This window comes from Pseudochrobactrum saccharolyticum (assembly GCF_008801715.1).
GTDB lineage: Bacteria > Pseudomonadota > Alphaproteobacteria > Rhizobiales > Rhizobiaceae > Pseudochrobactrum > Pseudochrobactrum saccharolyticum.
Genome location: NZ_VZPG01000001.1, coordinates 566662 through 580329, shown reverse-complemented (window position 1 = coordinate 580329; position 13668 = coordinate 566662). Strand labels below are relative to the sequence as shown.

7 protein-coding genes and 1 pseudogene are annotated in these 13668 nt (G+C 53.0%); 6 read left to right on the top strand and 2 right to left on the bottom strand.

Annotation, left to right across the window (positions count from 1 at the left end):
- Positions 1-295: 295 nt before the first annotated feature.
- Positions 296-3769, bottom strand: a complete 3474-nt coding sequence (locus F7P81_RS02690; RefSeq protein ID WP_151158473.1) for a peptidoglycan-binding protein — start codon at positions 3767-3769, stop codon at positions 296-298.
- 665 nt (positions 3770-4434) lie between these two features.
- Between F7P81_RS02690 and F7P81_RS02685 the strand changes: the two genes are divergently transcribed.
- The 5 genes and pseudogenes from F7P81_RS02685 (at position 4435) to F7P81_RS02665 (ending at position 11254) form a co-directional block, all read left to right on the top strand.
- A complete protein-coding gene (locus tag F7P81_RS02685) occupies positions 4435-6228 on the top strand; it encodes an acyl-CoA dehydrogenase C-terminal domain-containing protein (RefSeq protein WP_151158472.1) in 1794 nt (597 codons plus the stop codon).
- Between the two features lie 190 nt (positions 6229-6418).
- Positions 6419-7627: an acetyl-CoA C-acetyltransferase gene (locus F7P81_RS02680; RefSeq protein WP_151158471.1), complete on the top strand. Its 1209-nt coding sequence runs from the start codon at positions 6419-6421 to the stop codon at positions 7625-7627.
- A 14-nt stretch (positions 7628-7641) separates the two neighbouring features.
- On the top strand, positions 7642-9858 hold the full coding sequence (locus F7P81_RS02675; protein WP_151158470.1) for an FAD-dependent oxidoreductase: 2217 nt from the start codon (positions 7642-7644) through the stop codon (positions 9856-9858).
- 173 nt (positions 9859-10031) lie between these two features.
- Positions 10032-10271 (top strand): annotated as a pseudogene (locus F7P81_RS02670) (S24 family peptidase); the annotation flags it as partial.
- A gap of 41 nt (positions 10272-10312) precedes the next feature.
- Entirely contained in the window at positions 10313-11254 is a 942-nt protein-coding gene (locus F7P81_RS02665; protein ID WP_151158469.1) for a thermonuclease family protein, read from the top strand.
- Between the two features lie 55 nt (positions 11255-11309).
- Here the strand turns inward: F7P81_RS02665 and F7P81_RS02660 are convergent, their stop codons facing one another.
- Complete coding sequence (locus tag F7P81_RS02660; RefSeq protein ID WP_151158468.1) at positions 11310-12959, bottom strand: lysine--tRNA ligase; 1650 nt, start codon at positions 12957-12959, stop codon at positions 11310-11312.
- 281 nt (positions 12960-13240) lie between these two features.
- Between F7P81_RS02660 and F7P81_RS02655 the strand changes: the two genes are divergently transcribed.
- Positions 13241-13648 (top strand): tellurite resistance TerB family protein, encoded by a 408-nt coding sequence (locus F7P81_RS02655; RefSeq protein WP_028233671.1) that lies wholly within the window; start codon positions 13241-13243, stop codon positions 13646-13648.
- Positions 13649-13668 lie beyond the last annotated feature (20 nt).

Below are 13668 nucleotides of genomic sequence, written 5' to 3'. Positions count from 1 at the left end.
CGGCGTTAAACCTGAAAATACATATGCTGATGTCGTTTTTTGCGTGCTTTTTGAATGCAACACACCCATCGTCGCAAAAAACTGTTAATTTTCTGCGCCTTTGGCAGCGCCAAGTCAAACCATCACTGTGCATAAGATGATGCGAAACCGTCAGCCTGAATAGTCACCGGAGATTGTGTGCGGCAGGTGTTGCAGTTAGGCCGCAATTTTATGCGTAACCGCCATAAAAATCCCCCTCTGCCAGCACGGCAAAGGGGTATGATTTCTTGTTATTACTGATTGTTGCCGGTGCAAATCAGCTGTTCTTGGCGAGCAGTGCTTCAACCAGTTTCTGATCCACTTCGCCGGTCGGCTTCATGCCATTGGCTTTCTGAAAAGCGGAAATCGCTTCTCTGGTTTTGTTGCCCATAACGCCGTCTGCCGTGCCTGCATCATAACCGTTTTTCTGCAGGATCAGCTGAATATTACGGACGGCTTTCTTCATATCGACGGAAGCTGTGGTGACAGCTTTGTCATCAGCCCAGGCATCCGGAATGCTGACCGAATTGGCATCCTCAATCATGTCCTTCGGCTTCCAGAGCTTGGTCAGGTTGATTGCCCGCTCCAGTTGTTCAGGCTTGAGGGATTTTGCAATCTGATCGCGCTTGTCAGCCGCATCCGTATCACCGGCATTGGCAGCCAATGCGAACCATTTATAGCTTTCTTCCAGATTTTGCGTGCGACCCAAACCCTTAGCGGTCAGAATACCCAGATTATACTGGCTGTCTTTTACGCCGAGTTCTGCAGCGCGGAAGAACCATTTGGCGGCATTGTCATGATCTGCCTTACCGTCCGGCCCCATGGCATAGAGCACGGCAAGATTATGCATGGCGCTGGCATTGCCCTGCGCAGCGGACTGTTCATAGAGTTGTGTTGCCTTGATCGCATCGCGCGGCATACCAAGGCCTTTTTCGTTGAAATTGGCAAGGCGGTACTGCGCAGGTGCAAAACCGCGTTCCGCAGACAGAGCATACCATTTGGCAGCTTCCGCAAAATCGCTGGCAACACCGCGGCCGTCTGTATAGCGCATACCGATTTCATAAAGAGCACGGGCATCGCCGCTTTCAGCAGCATTACGCAGGGCAATCGGGCCGGCCTCTTTCGGCACTACAGGCACTGCTGTCAGATTCGCCGTTGCAGCAGCTTCGCTCTTTTGCGGCAGGCTTTGTGTTGTCGTCTGATCGGGTGTTGTTGTCTCAGCCTGAGCCGTGTGAACCGGCGTGCTGTTTGCAGGCAGTTCCGGCATTGGCTGCATGTCCGGCGCGGCTGCTACCGGCGGATTAATAACAACAGGCTTGATAACGGCCTGTGTGCTGCCGGTCATAGGTCTGGCGGAGAGAGGCTCTGTCGGAAATTCGCGTGACCCAAGCGGCTGCGCTTCTGTACCGTCATAAACCGGACCATGGTTCAGGCTGGTAATCTGAAGCGTGGATGCAGTCTGCTCTTCCAGCTGCGCCGGATTATCAAGCGTGGTGATTGTCGGCAAAGCAGGTTTCTTGTCTTCAATCACAGCCGGAGCGGTATTAACCGGTGCAGACTGCACACTGGCCAAATCCGGTGACTGCGGAACAACGCTGTCCTGCTTTTCCGTCAGATAGCTGTTGCCAAGCTGCAAGCCGGTTACAGCAATGATGATGGCGCCGATAGCCAGCAGAAGCGGCTTGCGCAGGGAGCGCTTTGGCTTGTCTGGAGCAGTCGTGCGGTCTTCATCGGATGTGATGTCGCCGCCCAGAGTACCGTCGCTCAGGTTCTGATCGCGCAGGCGTCCGGTTTCATCCGCTGCCGCCTGTGCTGCACGGCGTGCCGCGCTGATAAGATCGGATTTGCCGGAGGAGGGATTATGATCCGGCCCGCGGCCACGCTGTTCATCGCGCACGCGGCGGATAATGGCGTTGAGATCCGGCATTGCCGCAAGGGTCTGATCGGTGCTTTCTTCTTCGGATTTGACCGGAATACGGTTTGCCGCAGGCGGCGTATCCAGTGTCAGCAGATCTGCGTCTTCAATCTCAAAAGCATCGGTTGTTGCCGAAGTCGGACTGTTTGGCTTGGAACGGCGCACAGCCTGAGCCAGACCGCTCAGCAATGATTTGCGTGCTGTACCGGTTGTTTCGGTCTCTGTATCTGCAGCTATTTTCTCCGGTGCAGGATTGGCAGCGGATTTGACAGCGGCACGTGCAGCTTCAATAGCCGCCGCAGCCGGTGACGGCACGGCGGAAAATGGTGCGTTGCGTGAAGAATTACCTGCTGTTGGTTCCGGATCATTGCCCCATTCAGGAATAGAGAACTGGCTGGTAAAGCGTGTTGCATTATTCTGTTCGCGCGACTGACCAGCAGGACGCGAAGGCTGCGCAAAAGGCGGCTTCTGCAGATTGTCTTTTTCAATCTGTCCAAGACGCTCGGCAATTTTCAATAATGTATCATGAACCTTGTTAAAGGTGCGGCTGTTACGCTCATCCGTATCACGGGTCAGCTGTTCCAGCGCCTTGAGATCATCGGCAAGCTGGCGGGCAAAATCTGTGTCGCGGGAAGGGCCTTTGTCCACAACCTGACGAATGGCTTCCTCTGCGGCTTCACGGGCAGCGCTCAGAACTGTGTCGCGGTTAATGTCGATGGCGCGTTCAATTACATCGAGACGCGGCTTGATCTCTGCCAGTTCAGGTAGCAGGCTTTCCGGCTTGCTGAGCTGTTCTGTGATAAAACCAAGCTGCTTTTCGAGATTGCGCATCAGCTGCTGATCGGCAGCCGGTGCTGCAGGCACAGCCTGCAATACAGCGGTTTGTTCCGAGACCTGACGGGTAATCAGATCGAGGCGGTTTTCCAGCGCCTGAATAAACCGGTCATCATTCAGCGCGGTTTTATGGGCGCTGTTGCGATATTGCTCGTCCAGATGACTGGTTAGATCGGCAAAACGGCGATCGAGTTCTTCAAAAACAGCATTTTCCTGCTCCGGCTGCTGGCGATGATAGCTGGTCGCAAGAATTGCGCGGCTGATTTCATCCAGACGTTCGTCCAGCTGACGCAGGGAGTGGCTCTGATTGTCCGGCAGCTGTTCAATGGCATGGCGCAAATCATCAAGACGTGACGTGATCGCATCCAGAGCCGGATCAATATGTGCCGACTGGCTTGCATGGAATTTTTCAGTCTGCTGCTGTTCAAAATTGTCAAAGCGCTCATCCAGCGCATCCCAGCGATGGCTCATACGGCGCAGGGATTCTTCCCGTGCCAGAGTCTCAACAGTCCGCTTCAGCTCCTCAAAATCACGGCGCATAATTGCATCGGTATTCGGGCTGTTATTGGCGGACAGATTGCTGGTGCCTGCGATAAAGCGGTCGGCAGCGGAAAGGCGTGCCGGATTGTGCTGCACACCTGTATCAGACAGATGCAGTTTTTCGCTGATTGCTGCTGCCTGTCTCAGTTCTGTACGGGCGCGCAAACGCTGTAATTCGTCGGCAATAGCAGCCAGAGCTTCCTTGTGCGGATTGTCCGCAGAAGCCGGTGCAGATGGTGCGCGCGGTGCAACTGCCGGATCATTACGCAGAAATTCAAGAGCATCAGGTGATGCCGTTTCATCGGCAGCCTGCGTGTGACGGGAAAAGTCTTCCGCCTCCCGCCGCTCGACAAGATGATTTTCAAGGGCGGACAAAGTGCGGTTCAATTCCTCAAGCGATGCAAGCGGACGGCGCTCACGGCGCATATTCAGATTATCGAGAGGAGACCGCTGATTTGTCATCGCCGTTTACACTTTTCAAACTGTGCGCCTTAAAGGAGCTGGTCAGATTGTCCGTTTGTTTTCGCCTGCAGGTCTTGCTGGCGGATCAAAGCGAGGTCTTTGTTGAGGTGGTTGCTAGGCACCACACGAAACACAGACTTTGCCTCAGACGCAGTTTTGTCGAAACGTGGTAAATAAGCGGTTAATTTTGGTGATAATTCTTAACTTTATGTTTGTCAGGCTCGCGCCGGATTGCTTTGCCCTTTGTGATTTGCCGCCTTCGGACGCATATGAAGCTTTGGGTTGTGGCATTGGAGCCAAAATTTAAATTTTCAAAAATGGATTTTTGACGTTTACGCAAACGTCAAAATTTATTAGGCTGGAGTCCGAAGGTGCCGTAAAGTTTTTTGCTGTCTCATAAAAATGACGGTTTTCACGCAAGAGTGCATACTGTCAGACTGATCCCGTGATAGGCTGCTAAAGACGCCATGGGAAAGCGAGCAGATGCTGCCGGAGAGGAGTCCGGTCGTATCAGGGCAGAAAGAGAACGGCACCACAGGACGCGGATTATTCTGTGTTCTGAATGTTTGAATGACAACGCGCGGGAGAGGTGGCGTCTTCATGAGCACCTCCGCCTGCATTCCGGCAGAGCAATCATCTGCCGACGTCAAACTTGGAGGAAGTGCATGCCAGTCTATCGCGCGCCGGTTCGGGATACACAGTTTATTCTGAATGATGTTTTGGGCGTCCAGTCCCGTAATGATCTGTCATCTTATGCGGAAATGAGCGCAGACACGATTGAAGCTATTTTGCAGGAAGGCGCGAAGCTCGCCGAGCAGACATTGTTCCCTGTCAATTATAGCGGGGATCGTGAGGGCTGCGAACGTCTGCCCGATGCTTCTGTGAAAGTGCCGCAGGGTTTCAAAGAAGCCTATGATCAATATTGTGCCGGTGGCTGGGTTGGCCTTGCCGCACCGGAAGAGTTTGGCGGTCAGGGGCTGCCATATCTGCTCCATGCTGCCGTTGGTGAATATATGTCCTCGGCCAATATGGCGCTGATGATGTATCCGGGGCTGACACAGGGCGCGATTGCGGCCATTATTACCCACGGTACAGATGAGCAGAAGCAGGCCTATCTGCCAAAGATGATTGAAGGCCGCTGGTCAGGCACTATGAACCTCACCGAACCGCATTGCGGTACGGATTTGGGCTTGCTGCGCACCAAAGCTGTGCCGCAGGCGGACGGCTCCTACAAGATTACCGGTTCGAAGATTTTTATCTCTGCCGGTGAACACGGTATGACTGATAATATTATCCATCTGGTGCTGGCGCGTATTGAAGGCGCACCGGAAGGTAATAAAGGTATTTCGCTGTTTATCGTGCCGAAATTCAATCTTGATGCCAATGGCGAAGCAGGCACACGCAACGGCGTGACTTGCGGCTCCATTGAAGAAAAAATGGGCATTCACGGCAACTCAACTTGCGTGATGAATTATGATGACGCGACGGGCTTCCTGATCGGCGGTGAAAACAAAGGCCTGCGTGCCATGTTCACCATGATGAATGAAGCGCGTCTTGGTGTGGCATTGCAGGGTCTGTCGATTGCCGAAACTGCCTATCAGAATGCCGCTGACTATGCCCGTGATCGTTTGCAGGGACGGGCGCTGACCGGTGCGAAATATCCGGACAAAAAAGCTGATCCGATCATCGTGCATCCGGATATCCGCCGCACGCTGATGACCATCCGCGCTTTTAACGAAGCTGGTCGTGCCTTGCTGCTTTCAACCTCGCTGCAATCCGATATTGCCCATCATTCTGCTGATGAAGCTGCGCGCCAGCTGGCTGACGATCATGTCGGGCTGCTGACACCGGTGCTGAAAGGTGTGCTGACCGACAAAGGTTTCGACCATGCGGTTATGGCGCAGCAGGTCTTTGGCGGTCATGGCTATATTGAAGAAAACGGCATGAGCCAATATGTGCGCGATGCCCGCATCACCATGATCTATGAAGGTGCCAATGGTATTCAGGCGCTGGATCTGGTGGGGCGCAAACTGCCTGCCAATGGCGGCCGTGCATTGATGGCCTATTTCAAGGAAATCGGTGATTTTTGCGAAGAAAACCGCGCAGATGAAGCCCTGTCCTTCTACACAAAACATCTGAAAAAAGGCCTGAATGATCTGCAGGGCGCATCCATGTGGCTGATGCAGAATGCAATGGCCAATCCGGATAATGCCGGTGCCGCCTCAACAGATTATATGCATCTCTTTGGTCTGGTCGCTTTCGGTTATATGTGGGCGAAAATGGTGAAAGCCGCACAGGCAAAGCTGAATGCCGGTGCTGGTGACAAAGCCTATTATGAGGCTAAACTTGTCACAGCCCGTTTCTATATGGAGCGTATCATGCCGGAAACACAATTGCGCTTAGCACGCATTCAGACCGGTGCCGATACGATGATGACACTGCCGGAAGATGCTTTTTAAGCCACCGTTAAAAGGTTTGAGTAGCTGTATCAAAAAGCGGCAGGCCGGAGCGAAAATGGTGGTTTCGAGAACCGGAGCTTAAGTCGTACTTTTAGGTACATGAGCACCGGAAGCGCAGAAATCGCCATTTGTGAGCCAAGGCATGGTGACTTTTGGATCAGTTACTAAAAAGTTGGGAGTTAATTGAACTATGGCTGATGCTTTTATTTATGATCATGTGCGCACTCCACGCGGCCGCGGCAAGAAAGACGGGAGTCTTCATGAAGTGCCTGCGGTGCGTCTTGGTGCCAAAGTGCTGGAAGCTCTGCGTGATCGCAACGGCATTGATACTGCAAAAGTAGACGATATTATTTTCGGCTGTGTCGATCCGGTGGGGGAAGCCGGTGCGGTTATTCCGCGATCAAGCGCTTTTGAAGCAGGATATGATTTTAAAGCACCGGGTATGCAGATTTCGCGCTTCTGCGCTTCCGGTCTTGATGCGGTTAATCTGGCCGCAGCCAAAATTGCAGGCGGGACAGACGAACTGGTGATTGCCGGCGGCGTGGAAAGCATGTCCCGTGTTGGTATGGGTATGTCCGGCGGTGCATGGTATATGGACCCGTCGGTCGGTTTTCCGGGCTGGTTCATGCCGCAGGGTGTGTCGGCTGATCTGATCGCCACAAAATATGACTTCTCCCGCGAAGATGTGGATGCTTATGCGGTGGAAAGCCAGCGCCGTGCAGGCGAGAGCTGGAAAAAGGGTTATTTCAAAAACTCCGTCATTCCGGTGAAAGATGTCAACGGTCTGACTATTCTTGATCATGACGAACATATGCGCCCGACCACTGATCTGGCAGCTTTGTCCGGCCTCAATCCGTCTTTTGTGATGCCGGGGGAAATGGGCGGCTTTAATGCTGTCGGTATTCAGGCGCATCCGGAAGTCGAAACCATCAATCACGTTCACCATGCAGGCAACTCATCCGGTATTGTTGATGGTGCGGCGGGTGTGCTGGTCGGTTCCAAGCGTGCGGGTAAGATGCTGGATATCAAACCGCGCGCCCGCATCCGCGCTTTCACCAATATCGGCTCCGATCCGGCATTGATGCTGACAGGCCCTGTGGATGTCACAGAAAAACTGCTGGATCGCGCCAAAATGAAGCTCTCGGATATTGATCTGTTCGAGCTGAATGAGGCTTTTGCGGCTGTGGTGCTGCGCTATATGCAGGCTTTCAATATTCCTCACAATAAAATCAATGTGAATGGCGGTGCGATTGCCATGGGGCATCCTCTGGGCGCAACCGGTGCAATCATTCTCGGCACTGTGCTCGATGAGCTGGAGCGGCGTGATCTCAATACGGCACTGGTTACCCTGTGTATCGGTGCAGGTATGGGCACGGCAACCATCATTGAGCGTGTGTGAGGGAGGGTAGTCCAATGACAAATTACAAGAATTTCAAAATTGAAACCGGCGCTGACGGTATTGCTGTTGTCACATGGAATATGCCTGACAAAAGCATGAATGTGCTGACAGTTGAGGTGATGACAGAGCTTGACCAGATTATCGATCAGGTTGTGGCAGATGCGGCGATTAAAGGCGCGGTGATTACGTCCGGCAAGGATACATTCTCCGGTGGTGCCGACCTCACCATGATGCAGGAAATGCTGGCGCGTTTCAAAAAAGAGCAGAAGCAGGATGCTGACAAAGCTGTCCAGAACCTGTTTGACAATGTCGGTCGTATGACCGGCCTGTATCGTAAGCTGGAAACCTGCGGAAAACCTTGGGTATCTGCGATCAACGGTACCTGCATGGGCGGGGCGCTGGAATTATCGCTGGCTTGTCATGGCCGTGTGGTTTCCGATGCGGAAGGCGTGAAACTGGCACTGCCGGAAGTTAAAGTCGGCCTGTTCCCGGGTGCCGGTGGCACGCAACGTGTGCCGCGTCTTGTCAATCAGCAAGACGCTCTGCAGATGATGACTACCGGCTCGAGCCTGACTGCTGCCCGCGCCAAAGGTATGGGACTTGTGCATGAAGTGGCTCCGGCGAAGAAGCTGGTGGAAGCCGCTAAAAAGATGATCCGCAACGGGTTGAAGCCTGTTCAACCTTGGGATGAGAAGGGCTTTAAACTGCCGGGTGGTGCGATTTATTCCGCAGCCGGTGCCAATCTCTGGCCAGCGGCGACAGCCATTCTGCGCCGCGAAACTTCCGGCAATTATCCGGCGGCACTGACCATTCTCAAATGCGTTTATGAAGGTCTGCTGGTACCTTTTGATACCGGCCTGAAGATTGAACAGCGCTATTTCACACATATTCTGCAGACCACTGAAGCGCAATCGATGATCCGCTCACTGTTCGTATCCTTGCAGGAGCTGAACAAGGGCGCACGTCGGCCAGCTGATATCAAGCCAACCAAATTCAAGAAAATCGGTGTTATCGGTGCCGGTTTCATGGGGGCTGGTATTGCTTATGTCACTGCCAAAGCCGGTATTCCGGTGGTGCTGATTGACCGTAGTCTTGAAGCAGCAGAAAAGGGTAAAGCTCATTCTGCTGATCTGATTGCTAAGGAAATGCAGAAAGGCCGGATGACAGCAGAAGATAAAGACAAGCTGTTGGCATTGATTACGCCTTCTGCCGATTATGCGGCACTTGATGGTGCCGATCTGGTGATTGAAGCTGTGTTCGAAGATCGCGGCGTCAAGCAGGCGGCAACTGAACAGGCGGAAGCTGTGCTGGGGCAGAATGCAATTTTTGCTTCCAATACCTCGACCCTGCCGATTACCGGTCTTGCCAAGGTCTCACAGCGTCCGAAGAATTTCATCGGTCTGCACTTCTTCTCGCCTGTCGACAAGATGATGCTGGTTGAAGTGATTATGGGCAAGAAGACCGGTGAAAAGGCGCTGGCAACAGCACTGGATTATGTGCGCGCTATCAAAAAGACGCCGATTGTCGTCAATGATACACGCGGTTTCTACGTCAATCGTTGCGTGCTGCGTTATATGTCTGAAGCCTATAATATGCTGGTGGAAGGCGTGCCGCCTGCGATGATCGAAAATGCCGCCAAAATGGCCGGTATGCCGGTCGGGCCGCTGGCACTCAATGATGAGACAGCGATTGATCTGTCGCAGAAAATTCTCAAGGCAACGCTGGCTGATCTGGGTGACAAGGCGGTTGATCCGCGCCATGTCGAACTGGTCAATACGCTGGTGGATAAATATGACCGCCTTGGCCGCAAGAACGGCAAGGGCTTCTATGATTATCCGGCACGGCCTGCCAAGAAACATCTGTGGCCTGAGCTGAGCACACTCTATCCGCAGCAGGATGCGGACAAGGTGGATGTGGAAGTGCTGAAAGAGCGTTTCCTCGTCACTATCGCTCTGGAAGCAGCCCGTGTGATGGAAGAAGGTATTGTGACCGATCCGCGTGAAGCCGATGTCGGCTCCATTCTCGCCTTCGGTTTCGCACCTTATACCGGCGGTACTCTGTCTTACATCGATGGTATGGGTGCAAAAGCTTTCGTGAAACTGGCGAAGAAGTTGCAGAAGGATTACGGAGCGCAGTTCAAGGCACCAAAACTCCTGACCGATATGGCCGAGAGCGGTGAGACTTTCTATCAGCGTTTCAATCCCTATAAGGCTGCGGATAAAGCTGCTTAAAGCATTTCCAGCAAAAGTGGGAACCGGTTTTGCGTCCGGAAATGTTCTAACACGCAGTTTTGATCGAAATGTTGAAAATGGCGCGGATATCTCTGCGCCATTTTCGTTTTTGTTGATGTTCTGATGTATGAGCTGGGTTATACTTATGAGGATTTTATTCCTTCGGATGACTTATGTTTACTCATGCAGAACTCTGGTCAGCCATTGATAGTGTGGCAAAGCGGGCGCAATTGACGCCATCCGGTCTGGCGCGGCGTGCCGGGCTTGACCCGACGACGTTTAATAAGTCCAAACGCTTTGCGGCGGATGGCAGGCCGCGCTGGCCATCAACGGAATCTCTGGCTAAGATTTTGGAAGTCACTGCAATGGATGTGATGACATTTGCACAATTGCTGGCAGGCGAAAAATCTATTAATCCGCAGCAGAAGAAGCATGACAATGAACAGGAGTGAGTATGCGTAAACCGGCGACCCTTCGGACAATCCTGCCGCCGATCCTTGCTTTCAGTGTTGGTGCTACTTTATTTGCTGCCTATGTTGCCCCGTTTTACGGCGCGCTTGATCGTGAAACAGGCAGCGGTGAAACCGGTATCGTCATAGAAAATTTCGATCTGCCGGAAGATATGCCGCCGGAGCGTTTGCCGTCCGGTACTCTTGCCGGATCTTCAGAAGGCGAAGAAAACAATACACAGCCGGATAATCCTTTGCCTGATGTTTCCGGTGAAATGCAGACTAAGCCTCTGGAACGCGTAGAGCCGCGCCCGCCTTTGAGTGATCTGGGGCTGGCTACGCCGGTGCAGGAAAAAACACCTGAGGCAACACAATCTGAGAAACTGACTGAAGAACAGGCGGCCGCAGGCGGTTTGTTCTACCGTCCTGTGGCATTGGCTGCAGGCAGACTGGCAGTGGGTAATCGCACGATCGAGCTGAACGGCATTGATATTGTCGAGCCGGATGCATCCTGTTCCGATGTGAATGGTGACGTCTGGCAATGTGGTATGCAGGCACGCACAGCCTTCCGCTCATGGCTGCGCGGTCGTGCTGTCAGCTGCAATATGGATGGTGTTGAGCAAAATCAGGAGCTGATCCGCACAAGCTGTACATTGGCGGGTACGGATGTTGCACGCTGGCTGGTGGAAAATGGCTGGGCGCGCGCTACTTTCGGCGGCCAATATGCAGACAGCCAGACACAGGCCGAGAAAATGCTGCTTGGTGTTTTTGGCCGCAAGCCGGTAACGGATATGCCGCAAAACTCAGGAGATAATCCGGCTGGTATTACGCCTGCACCTTCATTGCCTGCGGAGAATCCGGTGCCTGATATAACTGCGCCTGAACTCACCACGCCGGCACAACCGGTCGCGCCGGATTTACCGTTTCCACCTGCACCCCAGCAGTAAAATACAAAAAAGCCGCGTTTCAGAAACGCGGCTTTTTCTTTTTTATTCTGAAGTCTCAGGCGCGTTTGAGTGCCTCGGCAATCAGACCGCGTGTTTCATCAATGCCGTAAAGCGCTACGAATGAACCAAAGCGCGGGCCGCGTTCTTGTCCGATCAGCACTTCATAGAGCATCTGGAAGAACGAGACGGACACGCCAGGGCCGCCGTCTGGGCTCTTCTTATTATGATCCTGATAGCGTTCAATGACGCGTGCCACATCCAGAATGGCGTTCTGGATTGTCGTGCCGTCTGCGCTGTTGTCCAGCGCGGCCAATGCCGCATCCAGATCACGCAATGCTTGGCTTTCAACTTCATCCGGTGCACGGAATTTCTTGCTCGGCTTCACGAAATCATTGAAGTAGCGGATGGCATATTCCACCAGAGCGTTAAGCTCCGGATGCGTTGCCGGAGATGCCCCCGGTGCATAGCGGGATATAAAGCCCCACAAGGTGCTGGCATTTTCCGCATTGGATGCACTGACAAGGTTCAGCAACATGGCAAACGGCACCGGCAAATCAACCTTCGGCGGATTGCCGTAATGCTGATGCCAGACCGGATTGTTCAGGCGGGCTGCCCAATCCTGTTTTTCATAGGCTGCCAGATAGGTGAAATATTCATCCACGGCTTTCGGGATCACGTCGAAATACAGTTTCTTCGCTGTTCTCGGCTTCTGGAACATATACAGGCCGAGGCTTTCGGTCGGCGCATAGGTCAGCCACTCATCAATGCTGATACCATTACCTTTGGATTTGGAAATCTTCTGGCCGAGATCATCGAGGAACAATTCATAGACGAAATGCTCCGGCGCACGACCGCCAAGAATTTCACAAATCTTGTCATAGATCGCCTGATTGGTCTGGTGATCTTTGCCGAACATTTCAAAGTCAACGCCGATCGCGGCCCAGCGCATGCCGAAATCCGGCTTCCACTGCAGTTTTACATTGCCGCCGGTGACAGGCAGTGTTGTTTCCACGCCGTTTTCATCGTCAAAGGTGATGGTGCCTGCTTTGGCGTCAACCTTTTTCATCGGCACGTAAAGCACGCGACCTGTAGTCGGTGAGATCGGCAGGAACGGGCTGTAAGTGGCGCGGCGTTCTTCACCCAGTGTCGGCAGCATCACGGCCATGATGTCGTCGTAGCGCTCGGCAGCGCGCAGCAGCACTTCATCAAAGCGGCCGGATTTGTAATATTCCGTGGCACTGGCGAATTCATAATCGAAGCCGAAAGTGTCGAGGAAGCGGCACAGCATAGTGTTGTTGTGATCCGCAAAGCTCTTATAGTTGCCGCCAAACGGATTTGGCACAGCCGATAGTGGCAGTTGCAAAGCTGGCTCAAGCGCGGCACGATCCGGCACATTTTCCGGAATTTTGCGCATGCCGTCCAGATCATCCGAGAAGCAGATGAGCTTGGTTTTGACTTTATCTTCGGTCAGAACGCGGAATGCATGGCGCACCATGGATGTGCGTGCAACTTCGCCGAAAGTACCGATATGCGGCAGACCGGACGGGCCATAGCCGGTTTCGAAAATCACGACTTCGGGAAAGCCGGTTTTCTCGTACCGTTTTATGATTTTCCGAGCCTCTTCAAAGGGCCACGCTTTCGCCTGTGCTGCTGCCGCAATCAGGTCGGGCGCAAGGTCGATGTGGTTTGAGCGGTCGGTTGTCATAATATCTTTCCTGATAGGAGGTGTTGGTTTGAAATATCCGCACTTTTTACGGGTACGGACAGACAGGTCTATGGTGAGATGCGGGTTTCGTCAATGATGTGCTGCGCTTTCTTTACAAGCGCTGGGGGATATGATGCGCTTTCTTTGCAAGTGCGGGCGTGTAATGCAAAAATGATGGGGGTTGTGTGCATTATCCTCAGGCTGAAATGCAGTTGAACACTTGTTAAGCCCTGTGGAATAGTTTCAAAGTCATCAAAAAGCCGATGCAGGAGTTCTTGGAAATGAAAATCACGCCGCAAGATGCGCTGATCTATATTATGGTAACAGTTTCAGCTGCGGATACGCGAATGACAGATGCGGAATTGTCCTCCATCGGAAATCTTGTGCATCGCCTGCCGGTTTTTACCGGCTTTGATGACGAAAGAGTGCCGGAAATTGCCGAGCGTTGCTATGAATTACTGACCAAGGATGATGGTCTGGATCGTATTCTGGATATTGCCCATCAGGCCCTGCCGGAAAAACTTTATGAAACAGCCTATGCGCTGGCTGTTGAAGTGGCCGCAGCCGACCTGCATGTTGAACAGGAAGAGCTGGCATTCCTGCAGCTGATGCGTGATCTGTGGAATCTTGACGAACTGAGCGTTGCTGCCATTGAGCGCAGTGCGCGCGTGCGTTTCCGCAAATTGTAATTTGATGATGAGCGCATCTT